The organism is Bradyrhizobium sp. CCBAU 65884 (assembly GCF_028128835.1).
Taxonomy (GTDB): Bacteria; Pseudomonadota; Alphaproteobacteria; order Rhizobiales; family Xanthobacteraceae; genus Bradyrhizobium; species Bradyrhizobium ottawaense.
In genome coordinates this window covers 69,275-88,309 of the sequence record NZ_LBJU01000112.1, presented here as the reverse complement: position 1 = coordinate 88,309, position 19,035 = coordinate 69,275, and the positions used below count along the sequence as shown (strand labels likewise).

Sequence of the window (19,035 nt, the reverse complement as noted above, 5' to 3'; positions counted from 1 at the left end):
AGAACGTCTAGAAAGGCATTCCCATCAATTTCGACAGGCGCTCGATCGAGAGATAGCCGGCGTGATAGGCCGCGAGGCCGAGGCCGTAGATGATCGCCGAGATGATGGTGGTCCAGATCAGCTTGCGGCCCATCCGCGTCAGGATCGGCGCACCGGGGTCGGTGCCGGGCGCACCGACGCCATCCTCGTGCTGGCTGCGCACGCCGAACGGCAGCGTCAGGAACAGCGCGACCCACCAGATGACGAAGTAGATTGCGATCGCGGTTGAGATCTGGATGGCCATGGTTCGGCCCTATGCCTGCTCGATCTCGACCAGCGCGCCGGAAAAATCCTTCGGGTGCAGGAACAGCACCGGCTTGCCATGGGCGCCGATCTTCGGCACGCCGTCGCCGAGCACCCGCGCGCCCTCCTTCACCAGCGTGTCGCGCGAGGCGACGATGTCGACGACCTCGTAGCAGACATGGTGGATGCCGCCGTCGGCATTGCGCTCGAGGAATTTTGCGATCGGCGAGGTCTCGCCGAGCGGCTCGATGAATTCGATCTTGGTGTTGGGGAGCGTCGCGAACACGGTGGTCACGCCGTGCTCTGGCAGCGCGACAGCCTCCGAAATCTCGGCGCCGAACGCGGCGCCATAGATCCTGGCGGCCTTGACGGCGTCCTTGGTCGCGATCGCGACATGGTTGAGCCGGCCCAGCATGTGTCTTCTCCCCTAAGGCAAGATCCGGAAAAATGTGAAGCGGTTTTCCGAGAAGATCATGCCCAAATTATACTGTCAGTACGTGTACCAGACAGGGGGGCTTTTTGCCCCAATGTTCGTTGATCACGGCCCGGACAGCACGTCGCACAGACTCGCCCAATGCGTCGGGGTCGCGGCGGCGCGCCTTCGGCAGGCCCTCGATGGTGGAGACCACGGCATCGAAGACGAGGTCGTCGAAGGGCTCGCCTGCCCTGTTCTTATCGGGGATGCCGACCAGATCGACCTCGGGATCGTCGGCCAGCTCGCCCTGCTCGGTCATGGCGATGGCGACGAAGGCACAGCCGGAAAACGCCATGCGCCGCCGCTCGACCACGGCGCGGGACTTGGAATCCTCCAGGATCGTGCCGTCCTTGTAGAGGCGGCCGGAAGGCACTTCGCCAATGATGCCGGGATCGCCCGGGCCGAGCTTGATCAGGTCGCCGTTGCGGACCACCAGCACGCGCGGCACGCCGGCGGCGCGCGCCAGCTTGGCGTGCTCGTTCAGATGCAGCGCCTCGCCGTGGACGGGGATCAGGAGCTGCGGCTTCACCCAGCCAATCATGTCGCGCAATTCGTCGCGGCGGGGGTGGCCGGAGACGTGGACGAGATGGTCGCGATCGGTGATGATCTCGACGCCCTGCAGCACCAGATTGTTGATGATCGAGCCGACCGCCTTCTCGTTGCCCGGGATGGTGCGCGAGGAGAAGATGACGCTATCGCCGCGGTTCAGCGTGATCTCGGGATGGTCGTCATTGGCGATGCGCGCCAGCGCCGCGCGCGGCTCGCCCTGGCTGCCGGTGCACAGCGCCAGCACCTTGTCCTGCGGCAGATGGCCGTAGACTTCGGGTGAGCGGAAATTCTGCACGCCGTCGAGATAGCCGCATTCGCGCGCGACCTGCACCACGCGCTCCATGGCGCGGCCGACCACGACGACCTCGCGGTCGGCGGCCTTGGCAGCGGCAGCGACGGCCTTGATGCGCGCGACGTTGGAAGCGAAGGTCGTCACCGCGACGCGGCCCTTTGCGGCCTTCACCAGATCGATGATGGTGCGGGCGACCTCGGCCTCGGACGGCGAGCGGCCGTCGCGCACCGCATTGGTGGAATCGCCGATCAGAGCGAGCACGCCCTCCTCGCCGAGTTCGCGCAGACGCTTCTCGTCGGTCGGGCTTCCCAGGGTCGGGGTCGGATCGATCTTCCAGTCGCCGGTGTGCAGCACCGTGCCGGCTTCGGTGTGGATCGCCAGCGCATGCGCTTCAGGAATGGAGTGGGCGACGGGAATGAACTCGACGTTGAACGGGCCGACGTCGACGCGGCCGCCGGACGGCACCACCGTCACGGGGATCTTCGGCGCGTTGCGCTCGGCGGCGCATTTGGCCTCGAACAGGGCTGCACTGAACTGCGTCGCGTAGATCGGGCATTTCAGCTTCGGCCAGAGGTCGATGATCGCGCCGAAATGGTCCTCATGAGCGTGGGTCAGCACCAGGCCCATCAGGTTCTTGCGCTCCTTCTCCAGGAAGCTGATGTCGGGCATGATCAGGTCGATGCCCGGCAGGTGCTCTTCGTCGCCGAAGGAGACGCCGAGATCGACCGCCATCCAGGCGCGCTGCTGGCGGCTGCCGAGCCCATAGATCGACAGGTTCATGCCGATCTCGCCGACGCCGCCCAGCGGCGCAAACACCAGTTCTTCGGGCTTCGCCATCACGCAGCTCCTACGGACGCGGCCGAACCGAAGAACACCTCGCCCGCGGCCACCGGCACGCGGCGGCCCTCCGCAGTGCGGACGATCAGGCAGCCGGTGTCGTCGATCGTGTCAAAAATGCCTTCCAGCGTCATCGCTCCCGTGTGGATTGCGACCCGCTCGCCGAGCCCCGCGGCGCGCTCCAGCCACAGCTTGCGGATCGCGGCAAAGCCGCTTCCATTGTCCCAGATGCCGCGGAACTCGACCCAGGCGTCGGAGAGCGCCGAGAACAGTTCCTCCGCACTGATCTGCACCCCGAGCGCGGCCAGCGACACCGCAGGCGTCGGCATGCCCTCGGGCGCTGCGACGACATTGGTGCCGATGCCGACGACGACGGCAAGGCGGTCGCCGATGGCTTCGGCTTCGAGGCCAATGCCGACCAGCTTCTTGCCACCGGCCAAAACATCGTTCGGCCATTTCAGGGCGTAGCGCGGACGATCAGGGCCGAGGCGGATTGCGGCCTCGAGGCTGACCTTCTCCAGCGCGGCCTCCTCGGCTAGGCCCGCGGCGAAGCCGAGGGTGGCGGCGACGGCGGGAGCCACGTCCGTGACTTCGAGGATGCTGGCGGCGAGATTGCCGCGCGGCGCGATCCAGGCGCGCTGACGGCGGCCGCGGCCGGCGGTCTGCTCCGACGTGACGAACCACATCGGGCCGCGCTCGCCGCGCCTGGCTTGCTCGATCGCCTCGGTATTGGTCGAGCCGGTCCGTTCGAAGGCCGCGAGCCTGTAGCCCGCGGATGATGCGCGAGGACCGAGCGCGAACCCCATCCTAGAACAGCGACTTTGCCGCGGCGGAGGCGACGCTCACCACGGGACCTGCGAACAGCGCGAACAGGATGTTGAACAGGCCAAACACCGCCAGCACCGTCTTCACCTCGACGCGCACCGGATCGACCTGGCCGGCCGGCTCGTCGAAATACATCGTCTTGACGATGGCGAGATAGTAGTAGGCGCCGACCACGCTGGTCAGCACGCCGACGACGGCGAGCGTGAACAAATTCGCCTTGATGGCGGCGACGAACACGTACCATTTGGCGAAGAAGCCCGCGAGCGGCGGAATGCCCGCGAGCGAGAACAGCAGCATCGCGAACATGAAGGCGAGCAGCGGATTGGTGCGCGACAGGCCGGCGAAATCGCTGATCTGCTCGACCGCCTGGCCGTTGCGGCGCATGGCAAGGATGATCGAGAACGAGCCTAGCGTCATCGCAACATAGATCACGATGTACATCAGGACGCCCTGCGCGCCCTCGATCGTGCCGGAGGCAAGGCCGACCAGCGCGAAGCCCATGTGACCGATCGAGGAATAGGCCATCAGTCGCTTGATGTTGCTCTGGCCGATCGCGGCGAAGGAGCCGAGCGCCATCGAGGCGATCGCCACGAACACCAGGATCTGCTGCCACTGCGAGACGATGCCCGGGAAAGCGGTGAGCGTGACGCGGGTGAACACGGCGAGCGCGGCGACCTTCGGCGCCGACGCGAAGAAGGCGGTGACCGGGGTCGGCGCGCCCTCGTAGACATCAGGGGTCCACATGTGGAACGGCACGGCCGAAACCTTGAAGCAGAGGCCGACGAGCAGAAAGACCAGACCGAAGACGAGGCCGACATTCGAGACCGTCGCGGCCGCCGCGATACCAGTGAAGCTGACCGTGCCGGTGAAGCCGTAGATCAGCGAGGCGCCGTACAGCAGCATGCCCGAGGACAGTGCGCCGAGCACGAAATACTTCAGGCCGGCTTCGGTCGACTTGGCGTTGTCCCGGTTCGAGGCCGCCACGACATAGAGCGCCAGCGACATCAATTCGAGGCCGAGATAGAGCGAGATCAGGTCGCCGGCCGAGATCAGCACCATCATGCCGAGCGTCGAGAGCAGCACCAGGATGGCGTATTCGAAGATCCGGCGCGACGGGTCGGACAGGAATTCGGTCGACAGCACCAGCGTCACCGCCGAGCCGATCAGGGCCAGAATCTTCATGAAGCGGGCGAAGTCGTCGACGATGAAGCTGCCGCCGAAGGTCACCTGCTTGCCCGCAGGCAGCATGTATTCGAGCACGCCGACCACGACCAGAAGCACGACCGCCAGCGAGGTGACCGCACCGGTCGTCCCCTGCCCGCGATAGGCTCCCAGCATCAGCAGAGCCATGGCGCCGATCGCGAGCACGATCTCGGGCAGCACCGGCGCCAGTTGATAACCTGCAGTCTCAAAGCTCATGGCGATATCCTGACCTGCCCGATCACTGGAGCAGTGCGGCGGCCTTCACGGCCGTCACAGCGGTGTTGTAGTTGTTGACGAGTTGCTGGACCGAGGCGGCCGACATGTCGAGCACCGGCTTCGGATAGACGCCGAACAGGATCGTCAGCGCGATCATCGGGAACAGGATCACGCATTCACGCAGGGTCAGATCCTTCATGCTCGCCAGCGACGGCTTGACCAGCGCCCCGAACACGACCTTGCGGTAGAGCCACAGCGCGTAGGCCGCCGACAGGATCACGCCGAAACTGGCGAAGAACGCGGTCGGGATCGAGACCTTGAAGGTGCCGAGCAGCGTCATGAACTCGCCGACGAAGCCGCTGGTGCCGGGCAGACCGACATTGGCCATGGTGAAGACCATGAAGGTCAGCGCGTAGAGCGGCATCCGGTTGACGAGGCCGCCATAGGCCGCGATCTCGCGGGTGTGCAGGCGGTCGTAGACGATGCCGACGCAGAGGAACAGCGCGCCGGAGACGATGCCGTGCGAAATCATCTGGAACACGCCGCCGGCGACGCCCTGCATGGTGCCGGCGAAGATGCCCATGGTGACGAAGCCCATATGCGCGACCGAGGAGTACGCGATCAGCTTCTTCATGTCCTCCTGCATCAAGGCCACCAGCGAGGTGTAGATGATGGCGATGGCCGACAGCGTGAAGATCAGCGGCGCGAAGTCGTGCGAGGCCAGCGGGAACATCGGCAGCGAGAAGCGCAGGAAGCCGTAGCCGCCCATCTTCAGCAGGATCGCGGCCAGGACCACGGAGCCGGCCGTCGGCGCCTCGACGTGCGCGTCGGGAAGCCAGGTATGCACGGGCCACATCGGCATCTTCACCGCGAACGAGGCGAAGAAAGCGAGCCAGGCCCAGGTCTGCAGCGAGCGCGGCACGGCGGTGTGCATCAGGGTCGGAATGTCGGTGGTGCCGCCATTCCAGTACAGCGCCATGATGGCGAGCAGCATCAGGACGGAGCCGAGCAGCGTGTAGAGGAAGAACTTGAACGACGCGTAGACCCGGCGCGGACCGCCCCAGACGCCGATGATCAGGAACATCGGGATCAGGCCGCCTTCGAAGAACAGGTAGAACAGCACGAGATCGAGCGCCGAGAAGGTGCCGATCATCAGCGTTTCCAGGATCAGGAACGCCATCATGTATTCGCGGACGCGGTTGGTGATCGCCTTCCAGCTCGCGATGATGCAGAACGGCATCACGGCGGTGGTCAGGATCACCAGCGGCAGCGAGATGCCGTCGACGCCCATGTGGTAGGTGATGCCGGTCGCGAGCCAGTTCGCCTTCTCGACGAACTGGAAGTCGGGATTGGTCGGGTCGAACCGCATGACCAGGATCACCGACACCGCGAAGGTGATCAGCGTGGTCCAGAGCGCGATCCAGCGCGAGTTGCGCTTGGCCGCCTCGTCATCGCCGCGGCTGAGATAGACGATCAGCGCGCCGACCAGCGGCAGGAACGTCGTGACCGATAGGATGGGCCAGGTTGTCATTTACTGGCCTCCAAAGCCGAACATGAACCAGGTGATCAGGCCGGCGGCGCCGATCAGCATGGCGAATGCGTAGTGATAGAGATAGCCGGTCTGGATCTTCACGACGTTGCGGGTGACGTCCAGGACGCGGGCCGAAACGCCGTCGGGACCGAGGCCGTCGATGATGAAGCCGTCGCCCTTCTTCCAGAGCTGATAGCCGATCCACTTCGCCGGACGGACGAAGATGATGTCGTAGAGCTCGTCGAAGTACCATTTGTTGAGCAGGAACTGGTACAGCATCGGCTGCTCTTTAGCGAGCTGCACAGGGATGTACGGCCGGCGGATGTAGAACAGGTACGAGACGAGGAAGCCCAGCACCATCATCACCGTCGGCAGGACGGCGATGGTCTCGGGGATGTGGTGCATCTCCTCGATGATGTGCGGGTTCATCTTCACGGACTCGCGGAAGAACTCCTCGATGCCGTGACCTGCGAACAGCTCCTTGAACGGGAAGCCGGCGATGATCGAGCCGACCGCGAGCACGCCGATCGGGATCAGGATCCAGAGCGGGGCCTCATGTGCGGCCTCGTAGTGATGCTCGTCATGCGGCTCGCCGTGGAAGGTCTTGAAGATCAGGCGCCAGGAGTAGAACGAGGTCAGGCCGGCAGCGACGACCGTCATCAGGAAACCGTACATCGCAAACGGGTTGTGCGAGGCGTAGGCGGACTCGATGATTGCGTCCTTGGAGAAGTAGCCGGCGGTGAGCGGGAATCCGGTGAGCGCCAGCGTGCCGACCACCATCACCGCATAGGTGTAGGGGATCTTGCGCCAGAGGCCGCCCATGTTGCGGATGTCCTGCTCGTGGTGCATCGCGTAGATCACCGAGCCGGAGCCCAGGAACAGCAACGCCTTGAAGAAGGCGTGCGTGAACAGATGGAACATGCCGACCGAATAGGCCCCTGCTCCCATCGCCACGAACATGTAGCCGAGCTGCGAACAGGTCGAATAGGCGACGATGCGCTTGATGTCGTTCTGGACGAGGCCGATGGTCGCGGCAAAGAACGCAGTGGTCGCGCCGAAGAACATCACGACGGCCTGCGCGTTCGGGGCGAGCTCGAACAGCGGCGACAGGCGCGCAACCATGAAGACGCCCGCGGTGACCATGGTCGCGGCGTGGATCAGCGCCGACACAGGCGTCGGGCCTTCCATCGCGTCCGGCAACCAGGTGTGCAGCAGGAACTGCGCCGACTTGCCCATCGCGCCCATGAACAGCAACAGGCAGGTCAGAGTCAGCGCATCGGCGTGCCAGCCGAGGAAGTTGATGGTCTTGCCGGTCAGGCCGGGCGCGGCATGGAAGATGGTCTCGAAATCGGTCGAGCTGGTCAGCATGAAGATCGCGAAGATGCCGAGCGCAAAACCGAAGTCGCCGACGCGGTTGACCACGAAGGCCTTGATGGCGGCCGCATTCGCCGACGGCTTCTGGTACCAGAAGCCGATCAGCAGATAGCTCGCCAGACCCACGCCTTCCCAGCCGAAGAACAGCTGCACGAGGTTGTCCGCCGTCACCAGCATCAGCATGGCGAAGGTGAACAGGCTGAGATAGCCGAAGAAGCGCGGCCGGTTCGGGTCCTCGTCCATGTAGCCGATGGAATAGAGGTGCACGAGCGAGGACACGGTCGTCACCACCACCAGCATCACAGCGGTGAGCGTGTCGACCCGCAAGGTCCACCAGACCTGAAGATCGCCGGAGAAGATCCAGGGCAGCAGCTGGATCCTGATGTCGTGGTGCATGAAGCCGACATCGACCAGCGTCATCCAGGACAGCGCGGCCGAGACGAACAGCAACGCGGTGGTGATCAGCTCGGCACCGCGCGAGCCTGCCGCCGCCGGCTCGACCGGACCGTGGCCGTGATCGTCGTGGGCGTCGTCGTGATGGCTCTCGTGGATGACGGACGCATCCTCGTTGATCGTATCGGACGCATGGGCGTGCGCGTGGCCGTGGTCGCCATGATGCTCGACCTCGTCGCCCGAGGGGTTGCGGGCATGCGCGCCGAACAGCGCGATCAGCCCGGCCAGAATGGCGCCCAGCAGAGGCAGGAAAACGATTGCCTGAACCATTTGAGAGCTCAGCCCTTCATCAGATTGACGTCCTCAACCGCGATCGAGCCGCGGTTGCGGAAATAGACCACCAGGATGGCGAGACCGATCGCGGCTTCAGCGGCAGCGACCGTCAGCACCAGAAGCGCGAAGACCTGGCCGACGATGTCGCCGAGGAAGGTCGAGAACGCGACGAGGTTGATGTTGACCGAGAGCAGGATCAGCTCGATCGACATCAGGATGACGATGATGTTCTTGCGGTTCAGGAAGATGCCGAGGATGCCGAGCGTGAACAGGATCGCGCCGACCGCCAGATAGTGTCCGAGCCCGATCGTCATTTCACCCACTCCGCCGCGTCAGAGTCCTGGAGCCCCTGCCCCGGCGCCACCTTGCGCATCGCCATCGCCATGTCGGGCGTGCGCGCGTTCTGAACGTTGATGTCCTGCCGCTTCACGCTCGCCTTGTGCCGCAGCGTCAGCACGATGGCGCCGATCATGGCGACCAGCAGCACCATGCCCGAGAGCTGGAAGTAGTGGATGTACTTCGTATAGAGCACGAGCCCGAGCGCCTCGGTATTGGAGACGTTGGCCGGGATCGCCGCCGTGATCGTCTTGGCGACGCCGGGATTGATGACCCAGAAGCCGACGGTGAGCAGCAGCTCGAACAGGAAGATGCCGCCGATCACGAGGCCGACCGGCAGGTACTCGATGAAGCCCTCGCGCAGCTCGGTGAAGTCCACGTCGAGCATCATGATCACGAACAGGAACAGCACCGCGACCGCGCCGACATAGACGACGATCAGGATCATCGCCAGGAACTCGGCACCCATCAGCACGAACAGGCCGGAGGCGTTGACGAAGGCCAGGATCAGGTACAGCACGGAGTGCACGGGATTGCGCGAGACAATCACCATCACGGCCGAGGCGACACAGACGCCGGCGAAGAGATAGAAGAACAGCGCGGGAAGGATCATGCCCTCACCTCACCGGTACGGCGCATCGAGCTCGATCGCTTTCGCGATCTCGCGTTCCCAGCGGTCGCCGTTGGCGAGCAGCTTGGCCTTGTCATAGAACAGTTCCTCGCGGGTCTCGGTCGCGAACTCGAAGTTCGGACCTTCGACGATGGCGTCGACCGGACAGGCCTCCTGGCAGAGGCCGCAATAGATGCACTTCACCATGTCGATGTCGTAGCGCACGGTGCGGCGAGTGCCGTCGTTGCGACGCGGGCCGGCCTCGATGGTGATGGCCTGCGCCGGGCAGACCGCCTCGCAGAGCTTGCAGGCGATGCAACGCTCTTCGCCGTTCGGATAGCGGCGCAGCGCATGCTCGCCGCGGAAGCGCGGCGAGATCGGGCCCTTCTCGAACGGATAGTTCAGGGTCGGCTTCGGCTGGAAGAAATAGCGCATGGCGAGGAAGAACGCCGAGACGAATTCCGACAGCAGAAGCGAACGTGCAGTGGCGTTGACGTTGATACCCATGACGGCCCTCACTTCGGCGCGATGCCGGCGAAATGCAGCACGCCGGCCACTACGACCACCATCGCCAGCGACAGCGGCAGGAACACCTTCCAGCCGAGGCGCATCAGTTGGTCGTAGCGGTAGCGCGGCACGATCGCCTTTGCCATCGCGAACAGGAAGAACATGAAGAAGACTTTGAGCGAGAACCAGATGATCCCCGGCACCCAGTTGAAGGGCGGCAGGTCGACCGGCGGCAGCCAGCCTCCGAGGAACAGGATCGTCGCCATCGCGCACATCGTGACGATCGCGACGTACTCGCCGAGCATGAACAGCAGATACGGGGTCGAGCCGTACTCGACCATGAAGCCGGCGACGAGCTCGGATTCGGCTTCCACGAGGTCGAACGGCGGGCGGTTGGTTTCCGCCAGCGCCGAAACGTAGAAGATCACGAACATCGGGAACAGCGGCCAGACGTACCAGTTCAGGATCGTGAGCTGCGGCAGCCCGATCAGGCTGGCAAGGCCGCGGACATGCTGGGCCTCGACAACGGCCGAAAGGTTCAGCGTGCCGGCGCAGAGCAGCACCGTGATGATGACGAAGCCGATCGAGACTTCATAAGACACCATCTGCGCCGCCGAGCGCAGCGCGGCCAGGAACGGGTACTTCGAGTTCGACGACCAGCCGGCCATGATGATGCCGTAGATCGACAGCGACGAGATCGCGAAGATGAAGAGGATGCCGACATTGATGTCGGAGATCACCCAGCCGAGATTGGTCGGGATCACCGCCCAGGCGGCAAGCGCGAGCACGCAGGAGACCAGCGGCGCCAGCAGGAAGACGCCCTTGTTGGCGCCGGCCGGGATGATCGGCTCCTTCAGCACGAACTTCAGAAGGTCCGCGAAGGATTGCAGCAGGCCCCAGGGGCCGACCACGTTCGGGCCGCGCCGGATCTGCACCGCCGCCCAGATCTTGCGGTCGGCGAGCAGGATGTAGGCGATCGCCACGAGCAGGACGACGAGCACCAAGACGCTCTCCGCGACCATGATGATCAGCGGCCAGAGGAAACCGGTCCAGAATGCGCTTTCGAAGAATTCCATCAGATCACGCTCACTCCGCTGCGGTCAGCATGTGCCCGGAGGCGAGGCGCGAGCATTCCGCCATCACGGCGGACGCACGCGCGATTGGGTTGGTCAAATAGAAGTCCTCGACCAGCGGCTTGAACGGTGCCTTCTCGGGCGAACCGCCCTTCCCCGCCAGCTTCTTGATCTGGTCGGCCGAGCCGGCCTCGATCTGGTCAAGACGGATCAGGTGCGGCACGGCCTTGAAGATCGCCTGGCGCAGCGCCGAAAGCGAGTCATAGCCGAGCTTCTTGCCGAGCGCTTCCGACAGCGCCCGGACGATCGCCCAGTCCTCGCGGGCTTCACCCGGCGGGAACGCGGCGCGGCCCGTCATCTGAACGCGGCCTTCGGTGTTGACGTAGATCGCGGACTTCTCGGTATAGGCGGCCGCCGGCAGGATCACGTCGGCGCGATGCGCGCCGCGGTCGCCATGAGTGCCGATATAGACGACGAAGGTACCGTCAGGCGCGTTGATCTCGTCGGCGCCGAGCAGGAACAGCAAGTCGAGCGTGCCGAACGTCGTCATCTGCGCGGCGTTCAGGCCCCCGCCGGTGGCGAAGAAGCCGATATCGAGGGCGCCGACGCGCGAGGCGCTCTCATGCAGCACGCCAAAGCCGTTCCAGCCGTCCTTGACCGCACCGACGTCGAGCGCGAGCTTGGCGGCGCTGGCGAGAATGGCGGCGCCGTCGTGACGCGAAGCCGCGCCCGCGCCGACCAGGATGATCGGGTGCTTGGCGTTCTTCAGCACGTCCATGAAGGAATGCTTGCCGGCCGCGAGATCACCGAGCGTCTCGGTGCCCGCGCCGAGGTGATCGTAGTCGTAGGTCAGATCGACCTTGGCCCCGATCACGCCGACCTTGAAGCCGCCGGCGCGCCAGCGCTTGCGGATGCGGGCGTTGAACACGGCCGCCTCTTTCCGCGGGTTCGCGCCGATGATGAGCAGCGCATCCGCCTGCTCCACCCCCACCAGCGTCGGGTTGAAGATGTAGGAGCTGCGGCCGAGCGCGGGGTCGAAGGCGTCGCCGCCCTGCACCGCCATATTGGTCGAGCCGAACTTGGCGAGCAGATCCTTCAGCGCGAACATCTCCTCGACGCCGGCGAGATCGCCCGCGATCGCGCCGATGCGCTTGCCGTCGGTGCGCGCCGCCTTGGCGGCGATCGCGGCGAAGGCTTCGGTCCAGCTCGCCGCGCGCAGCTTGCCGGCTTCACGGATATAGGGCCGGTCCAGGCGCTGGGTGCGCAGGCCGTCGACGACGTGGCGGGTCTTGTCGGAGATCCACTCCTCATTCACGGCCTCGTTGATGCGCGGCAGCACGCGCATCACCTCACGACCGCGGGTGTCGACGCGGATTGCCGAGCCGACGCCGTCCATCACGTCGATCGACTGGGTCTTGCCGAGCTCCCACGGGCGCGCCGCGAAGGCGTAGGGCTTCGAGGTCAGGGCGCCGACCGGGCAGATGTCGACGAGATTGCCCTGCAATTCGGAGGTCAGCGCGTGCTCGAGATAGGTCGTGATCTCCATGTCCTCGCCACGGCCCGTGGCGCCCATCTCGGGCGCGCCGGCGACTTCCGCCGAGAAGCGAACGCAGCGCGTGCACTGGATGCAGCGGTTCATCGAGGTCTTGACCAGCGCGCCGAGATATTTGTCCTCGACCGCGCGCTTGTTCTCGGCGAAGCGGCTGGTGTCGACACCATAGCCCATCGCCTGGTCCTGCAGGTCGCACTCGCCGCCCTGGTCGCAGATCGGGCAATCCAGCGGATGGTTGATCAGAAGGAATTCCATCACGCCTTCGCGCGCCTTCTTCACCATCGGCGAACGCGTCGAGATCTCCGGCGGCTCGCCCTTGGGGCCCGGACGGCAGTCGCGCACACCCCAGGCGCAGCTTGCGACCGGCTTGGGGCCGCCCTTCACTTCGACGAGGCACATCCGGCAATTGCCGGCGATCGACAGCCGCTCGTGATAGCAGAAGCGCGGAATCTCGGCGCCGGCCGCCTCGCACGCCTGAAGCAGCGTGTACTCGGCGGGCACATCGATCTCTTTGCCGTCGATGATGAGCTTGGTCATTCTTCTTACTCCGCCGCGACCATGTTCACGGGATCGCGGACGCCGATATCGTCGATGTCGGCCCTGTGCGAATATTGGTCGATGCGCGCTTCGATCTCGTGACGGAAATGCGCGATCAGCCCCTGGATCGGCCATGCCGCAGCATCGCCGAGCGCGCAGATGGTGTGGCCCTCGACCTGCTTGGTCACCTCGAGCAGCATGTCGATCTCGCGCTTGTGGGCGCGGCCCTCGGCCATGCGGGTGAGGACGCGCCACATCCAGCCCGTGCCCTCGCGGCACGGCGTGCACTGGCCACAGCTCTCGTGCTTGTAGAAATAGGAGATGCGGGCAATCGCGCGGATCAGGTCGGTGGACTTGTCCATCACGATCACAGCCGCGGTGCCGAGGCCCGAGCGCAGCTTGCTCAGACTGTCGAAATCCATCGGCGTGTCGATGATCTGCTCGGCCGGCACCATGCGCACCGACGAGCCGCCGGGGATCACGGCCTTGAGGTTGTCCCAGCCGCCGCGGATGCCGCCGCAATGCTTGTCGATCAGCTCACGGAACGGAATGCCCATGGCCTCTTCGACGTTGCAGGGCCGCTCGACATGGCCGGAGATGCAGAAGAGTTTCGTGCCGACATTGTTCGGACGGCCGATGCCGGCGAACCACGCCGCGCCGCGGCGCAGGATGTCCGGAGCAACGGCAATGGACTCGACGTTGTTGACGGTGGTCGGGCAGCCGAACAGGCCGACATTGGCCGGGAACGGCGGCTTCAGCCGCGGCTGGCCCTTCTTGCCCTCGAGGCTTTCGAGCAGCGCGGTCTCTTCGCCGCAAATGTAAGCGCCGGCGCCGTGCGCGACGTAGATGTCGAACGGCCAGCCGTTGACGTTGTCCTTGCCGACCAGCTTGGCCTCATAGGCCTGGTCGATCGCGGCCTGCAGATGCTCGCGCTCGCGGATGAATTCGCCGCGGACATAGATGTAGCAGGCATGCGCGTTCATCGCGCAGCTCGCGATCAGGCAGCCCTCGATCAGGAGATGCGGATCGTGCCGCATGATCTCGCGATCCTTGCAGGTGCCGGGCTCGGACTCGTCGGCGTTGACGACGAGATAGCTCGGCCGGCCGTCGGTCGATTCCTTCGGCATGAACGACCATTTCAGGCCGGTCGGGAAGCCGGCGCCGCCGCGGCCCCGCAGGCCCGACGCCTTCATCTCGTTGATGATCCAGTCGCGGCCCTTGTCGATGATGTTCTTGGTGCCATCCCAGGCGCCGCGGCGCCGCGCACCCTCGAGCCCCCAATCGTGGAGGCCGTAGAGGTTCTTGAAGATGCGGTCCTTGTCCTCGAGCATATCAGTGCTTTCCGATCAACGAATGGTCTGCTTGTAGGCAAGTCCGGCGGCGCAGACGGCGAAGGTCAGCGCCCAGAGCAGACTGGATTCCAGCGACGCGTTCAGGCTGAAACGCTGCAGCAGGAAAATGAAAGCGGCCGCCACGGCGGCGTGCAACGCGATGAAGCCCCACTTCTTCATGGCACCACTCCCCTGCACCGAAGGCTGCGAGAGACCACCCATCAGGTGCTCTCCTTCAGCGTGGTCGGCCCGGTGATCGGCGCCGAGAACTGGCGGCCGTTCTGCGGACCGGGCTTGGGCGGATTGCCCGAAGCGAAACCGTCGAGCACCTTGCCGAAGCTTTCCTTGGTGAGGTCCTCATAAGTGTCCTTGCCGATCAGCACCATCGGCGCATTCACGCAGGCACCGAGGCACTCGACCTCCTCCCAGCTGAAATTGCCGTCCTTGGACAGGTGGAAGGGCTCGTGATGGATGCGGTGTTCGCAGACGTGGATCAGATCCTCGGCGCCGCGCAGGCGGCACGGCGTGGTGCCGCAGACCTGGACGTGGGCCTTCTTGCCGACGGGGGCAAGCTGGAACATCGTGTAGAAGGTCGCGACTTCCAGCACGCGGATGTAGGGCATGTCGAGCATGTCGGCGATGACGCGGATCGCGGCTTCCGAGACCCAGCCGTCGTGCTGCTCCTGGGCACGCCAGAGGATGGCGATGACGGCGGAGGCCTGACGTCCCGCCGGATATTTCGCGATCTGCTGCTTGGCGAATGCGAGGTTCTCCTCCGTGAACGCAAAGCTCGCGGGCTGGACTTCCTTCGGTGCTAATCGGCGAACGGACATCTCTTCAATCTCTCACTGCATGCGGCGCGCTGTTTTCGCATTCAGGGCTTCGATCCTGTCCTGCCAAAATGCGCTTGCGGTGCCGAAAACGTTGTAGCCGACGTGGGTCGAGACCTTGATGCGGTCGAGGATCGACAGCTCGGTCACGGTCTCCATCCGGTTGCTGCGCGGATCGAACACGATCAGCTTCAGCGGGGTCTGCTCGAGGATGAAGCGCGACACCGCATGAGAGCGGTCGCTGCCGTGCTCCTCGCACATGATGACGCTGTCGGCCTGGAGCAGACGCGCGCCGCCCTTGATCGCCTCGATCTCGACGCCCTCGACGTCGAGCTTGATCAGGTACTTGCCGGCGCTTGCGACCTTGCCGTCCTCGATCAGATTGTCGAGTGCGATGACCGGCACCTCCTCACCGCCCGCGGAGGGATCGCCGGCGATGCTGAAGGCTTCGTGCTTGGTGCCCGACAGACGCGCGGTGCCGCGGCTGGCGCCGATCGCGCATTTCATGGTCTCGAAGCGATTGCCGTTGACGCGGGCGTTGTTGGCGAGCTTCGGGTAGTTCTGCCCCGACGGCTCGATCGCGATCGCCTTGTGCGAGCCGAACGGCTTGCTCGACACCAGCACCGACCAATAGCCGTAATTGGCACCGCAATCGAGCAGCGTGTAGTCGACGTCGACGGAGTCGGCGAACAAGAGCTCGAGCTCGTCCTCATAATTGTACGAGCGGTTGAGCAGCTTGCTCCAATAGCCGTCGCCGTAAGGGAATTCGAACACGGCGTCGGGATTGAGCCTGATCGCGATGTTGCGCTCGGGCAGCGTCTTCCGCAGCAAATTCGCGCAGGCGATGTAACCCATATGCGAGAAGTGCGAGGAGATCTTCGATCCCGTCACCAGCGCCAAGGCAGCCGTCCGCTCCCACAGGTTGGCCCCTTCAAGGGCCCCCGAGGCGCGGTCAAACTGGATTGGCGCCTGCTGCCCCATCACCGATCGACCTCTCCGAACACGATGTCGAGCGAGCCGAGGATCGCCGAGACGTCGGCGAGCAGATGGCCGCGGCAGATGTGATCCATCGCCTGCAGATGCGCAAAGCCCGGCGCGCGGATCTTGCACTTATAGGGTTTGTTGGTGCCGTCGGAGATCAGATAGACGCCGAACTCGCCCTTCGGCGCCTCGACCGCGGCATAGACTTCGCCGGCCGGCACGTGGACGCCTTCGGTGTAGAGCTTGAAGTGATGGATCAAGGCTTCCATCGAGCGCTTCATCTCGCCGCGGCGCGGCGGCGCGACCTTGTTGTCGGCGACGACGACAGGGCCCTTCCCGTCGGGCGCGTTCAGCTTCTGGATGCACTGCTTCATGATGCGGATGGACTGGCGCATCTCTTCCATGCGGATCAGGTAGCGGTCGTAGCAGTCGCCGTTCTTGCCGATCGGAATGTCGAAATCCATCTCGGCATAGCATTCATAGGGCTGCGACTTGCGCAGGTCCCAGGCCGCGCCCGAGCCGCGCACCATCACGCCCGAGAAGCCCCACTCCCAGGCTTCCTTCAGCGGCACCACGCCGATATCGACGTTGCGCTGCTTGAAGATGCGGTTGGCGGTCAGCAGGCGGTCGAGGTCGTCCACGACCTTCAGGAACGGATCGCACCAGGCCTCGATGTCGTCGACCAGCTTCTGCGGCAAATCCTGATGAACGCCGCCGACGCGGAAGAAGGCTGCGTGCATACGGCTGCCCGAGGCGCGCTCGTAGAACACCATCAGCTTTTCGCGCTCTTCGAAGCCCCACAGCGGCGGGGTCAGCGCGCCGACATCCATCGCCTGCGTGGTGACGTTGAGCAGATGCGACAGGATACGGCCGATCTCGCAATAGAGCACGCGGATGAGCTGGCCGCGGCGCGGCACCTCGATGCCGAGCAGCTTTTCGGCCGCCATGCAGAAGGCGTGCTCCTGGTTCATCGGCGCGACGTAGTCGAGCCGATCGAAATACGGGATCGCCTGGAGGTAGGTCTTCTGCTCGATCAGCTTCTCGGTGCCGCGGTGAAGCAGGCCGATATGGGGATCGACGCGGGCGACGACTTCGCCGTCAAGCTCCAGCACGAGGCGCAGCACGCCGTGCGCGGCCGGATGCTGCGGACCGAAATTGATGGTGAAATTGCGAAGCTGTTCCGGTTGCTCGTTCATGATCAGACCTTCGGTCCCGCTTTTTCATCTCCCGGAAGGACCGGATAATCGGCTCCTTCCCACGGAGACAAAAAGTCGAACTTGCGGAATTCCTGGTTGAGCCGGACGGGCTCGTACACCACGCGCTTCTCCTGGTCGTCGTAGCGGACCTCGACGAATCCCGTGGTCGGAAAGTCCTTGCGCAGCGGGTGGCCCTCGAACCCGTAATCGGTGAGGATGCGGCGCATGTCGGGATGGCCGACGAAGAACACGCCGTAGAGGTCGTAGGCCTCGCGCTCGAACCAGTCGGCGCCGGGGAACACCTCGATCAGCGACGGCACCTGCGTGGTCTCGTCGGCCTGGGCCTTGAGCCGGATCCGCGCGTTCAGGGTCGGGGACAGGAAGTGATAGATCACGTCGAAGCGCTTCTCGCGCGACGGGTAGTCTGCGGCCGTGATGTCGGTGAAGTTGATGAAGCGGCAGTTCGGGTCGTCGCGGAGGTACTTGACCACCTCGACGATCTTGCTGGCTTCGACATCAACCGTCAGCTGGTTGAAGGCCACCGAATGACCGATGGCGGCGCCCGGAAGCGCGCTAACGATCGTCTGCCCCAGGGCGTCGAGCTTGGCGTCGTCCATGACGTAAAACCTTAGCGTTCAATGGTGCCGGTGCGCCGGATCTTCTTCTGCAGCAGCAGCACGCCGTAAAGCAGCGCTTCCGCCGTGGGCGGGCAGCCCGGCACATAGATGTCGATCGGCACGATGCGGTCGCAGCCGCGCACGACCGAGTAGGAATAGTGATAGTAGCCGCCGCCGTTGGCGCAGGAGCCCATCGAGATGACGTAGCGCGGCTCGGGCATCTGGTCGTAGACCTTGCGCAGCGCCGGCGCCATCTTGTTGGTCAGCGTGCCTGCGACGATCATCACGTCGGACTGGCGCGGCGAGGCACGCGGCGCGAAGCCGAAGCGCTCGACGTCGTAGCGCGGCATCGACACCTGCATCATCTCGACCGCACAGCAAGCGAGACCGAAGGTCATCCACATCAGGGAGCCGGTACGGGCCCAGGTGATGAGGTCGTCGGTCGCGGCCACGAAGAAGCCCTTGTCGGACAGCTCGGAATTGACCTCGAGGAAGAACGGATCATTGGCCCCGACCGGCCGGCCGGTCGACGGATCCAGGATGCCCTTGGGGGCCGGCGCGATAGCCGGACCTGTGGACGACACGGAGTTCAATCCCATTCGAGTGCTCCCTTCTTCCATTCATAGGCGAACCCGACCGTCAGCACGGCGAGGAACACCACCATGGACCAGAAGCCGGTCGCGCCAAGCTTGCCGAACGCCACCGCCCAGGGAAACAGGAACGCCACCTCGAGATCGAAGATGATGAAGAGAATGGCGACCAGATAGAAGCGGACGTCGAACTTCATGCGCGCGTCGTCGAAGGCGTTGAAACCGCACTCATACGCCGACAGCTTTTCCGGGTCCGGCTGCTGGAACGCCACGACGAAGGGCGCGATCAGCAGCACGAGGCCAATGAGGCCCGCTACCCCTATAAAGACGACGAGTGGAAGATAGTTCTGCAGAATGCCGCTCATGGCGAGCCCTTTTTCCCGCAGCCTCGGGACAGCCACGGATTCGTCCGATTTGGAATTATTCTGAGCCTTAGCGCAGTGCACCAATGGGCGCAAGACACGCTCTTTTTAGGCCCTTTGCCGCCCCCAGAACGGTGAAAATCCCGGAATCACCCCGCGCTGGTATGGAGCAGATCGCCAAGGCCAGCAAGGGCGGCCACCGT

General features: G+C 64.6%; 20 protein-coding genes. All 20 read right to left on the bottom strand.

Features of this window, described 5'->3' with window-relative positions:
• Positions 1-7: 7 nt before the first annotated feature.
• Positions 8-283: a DUF1467 family protein gene (locus XI03_RS15580; protein WP_028141469.1), complete on the bottom strand. Its 276-nt coding sequence runs from the start codon at positions 281-283 to the stop codon at positions 8-10.
• 9 nt (positions 284-292) lie between these two features.
• Complete coding sequence (gene mce / locus XI03_RS15575) at positions 293-697, bottom strand: methylmalonyl-CoA epimerase (RefSeq protein WP_028141468.1); 405 nt, start codon at positions 695-697, stop codon at positions 293-295.
• A 67-nt stretch (positions 698-764) separates the two neighbouring features.
• Positions 765-2,435 carry a ribonuclease J gene (locus tag XI03_RS15570; protein WP_038971428.1) on the bottom strand — a complete coding sequence of 557 codons (1,671 nt, stop codon included), beginning with the start codon at positions 2,433-2,435 and terminating at the stop codon, positions 765-767.
• A complete protein-coding gene (locus XI03_RS15565; protein WP_271592581.1) occupies positions 2,435-3,241 on the bottom strand; it encodes a biotin--[acetyl-CoA-carboxylase] ligase in 807 nt (268 codons plus the stop codon). Before XI03_RS15565 ends, XI03_RS15570 begins: the two co-directional genes overlap by 1 nt.
• Before the next feature lies 1 nt (position 3,242).
• The gene (gene nuoN / locus XI03_RS15560) at positions 3,243-4,679 is read right to left on the bottom strand and encodes an NADH-quinone oxidoreductase subunit NuoN (RefSeq protein WP_271592580.1); all 1,437 of its coding nucleotides are present in this window, start codon (positions 4,677-4,679) and stop codon (positions 3,243-3,245) included.
• A gap of 22 nt (positions 4,680-4,701) precedes the next feature.
• Complete coding sequence (locus XI03_RS15555; RefSeq protein WP_152102880.1) at positions 4,702-6,210, bottom strand: NADH-quinone oxidoreductase subunit M; 1,509 nt, start codon at positions 6,208-6,210, stop codon at positions 4,702-4,704.
• On the bottom strand, positions 6,211-8,307 hold the full coding sequence (gene nuoL / locus XI03_RS15550) for an NADH-quinone oxidoreductase subunit L (RefSeq protein ID WP_271592579.1): 2,097 nt from the start codon (positions 8,305-8,307) through the stop codon (positions 6,211-6,213).
• A gap of 8 nt (positions 8,308-8,315) precedes the next feature.
• Positions 8,316-8,624, bottom strand: a complete 309-nt coding sequence (gene nuoK / locus XI03_RS15545; protein ID WP_008547737.1) for an NADH-quinone oxidoreductase subunit NuoK — start codon at positions 8,622-8,624, stop codon at positions 8,316-8,318.
• Positions 8,621-9,259 (bottom strand): NADH-quinone oxidoreductase subunit J, encoded by a 639-nt coding sequence (locus XI03_RS15540; protein WP_018320150.1) that lies wholly within the window; start codon positions 9,257-9,259, stop codon positions 8,621-8,623. Before XI03_RS15540 ends, nuoK begins: the two co-directional genes overlap by 4 nt.
• Before the next feature lie 9 nt (positions 9,260-9,268).
• The gene (gene nuoI, locus XI03_RS15535; RefSeq protein WP_191093171.1) at positions 9,269-9,763 is read right to left on the bottom strand and encodes an NADH-quinone oxidoreductase subunit NuoI; all 495 of its coding nucleotides are present in this window, start codon (positions 9,761-9,763) and stop codon (positions 9,269-9,271) included.
• An 8-nt stretch (positions 9,764-9,771) separates the two neighbouring features.
• Entirely contained in the window at positions 9,772-10,839 is a 1,068-nt protein-coding gene (gene nuoH / locus XI03_RS15530; RefSeq protein ID WP_038948735.1) for an NADH-quinone oxidoreductase subunit NuoH, read from the bottom strand.
• 10 nt (positions 10,840-10,849) lie between these two features.
• Positions 10,850-12,925, bottom strand: coding sequence for an NADH-quinone oxidoreductase subunit NuoG (nuoG, locus tag XI03_RS15525; RefSeq protein WP_271592578.1), 2,076 nt, complete (start codon positions 12,923-12,925; stop codon positions 10,850-10,852).
• A gap of 5 nt (positions 12,926-12,930) precedes the next feature.
• Entirely contained in the window at positions 12,931-14,256 is a 1,326-nt protein-coding gene (gene nuoF, locus XI03_RS15520) for an NADH-quinone oxidoreductase subunit NuoF (RefSeq protein WP_028141460.1), read from the bottom strand.
• Between the two features lie 15 nt (positions 14,257-14,271).
• Entirely contained in the window at positions 14,272-14,478 is a 207-nt protein-coding gene (locus XI03_RS15515) for a hypothetical protein (protein WP_028141459.1), read from the bottom strand.
• Positions 14,478-15,089, bottom strand: coding sequence for an NADH-quinone oxidoreductase subunit NuoE (nuoE, locus tag XI03_RS15510; protein WP_018320144.1), 612 nt, complete (start codon positions 15,087-15,089; stop codon positions 14,478-14,480). The genes XI03_RS15515 and nuoE overlap by 1 nt, the downstream gene beginning before the upstream one ends.
• 12 nt (positions 15,090-15,101) lie before the next feature.
• Entirely contained in the window at positions 15,102-16,067 is a 966-nt protein-coding gene (locus XI03_RS15505; protein ID WP_271592610.1) for an FkbM family methyltransferase, read from the bottom strand.
• Positions 16,067-17,263, bottom strand: a complete 1,197-nt coding sequence (locus XI03_RS15500) for an NADH-quinone oxidoreductase subunit D (protein WP_038971425.1) — start codon at positions 17,261-17,263, stop codon at positions 16,067-16,069. Before XI03_RS15500 ends, XI03_RS15505 begins: the two co-directional genes overlap by 1 nt.
• A 2-nt stretch (positions 17,264-17,265) precedes the next feature.
• Complete coding sequence (locus tag XI03_RS15495; protein WP_028141456.1) at positions 17,266-17,880, bottom strand: NADH-quinone oxidoreductase subunit C; 615 nt, start codon at positions 17,878-17,880, stop codon at positions 17,266-17,268.
• A gap of 11 nt (positions 17,881-17,891) precedes the next feature.
• A complete protein-coding gene (locus XI03_RS15490) occupies positions 17,892-18,479 on the bottom strand; it encodes a NuoB/complex I 20 kDa subunit family protein (RefSeq protein ID WP_271592577.1) in 588 nt (195 codons plus the stop codon).
• Positions 18,470-18,835, bottom strand: coding sequence for an NADH-quinone oxidoreductase subunit A (locus XI03_RS15485; protein ID WP_018320139.1), 366 nt, complete (start codon positions 18,833-18,835; stop codon positions 18,470-18,472). Before XI03_RS15485 ends, XI03_RS15490 begins: the two co-directional genes overlap by 10 nt.
• Positions 18,836-19,035 lie beyond the last annotated feature (200 nt).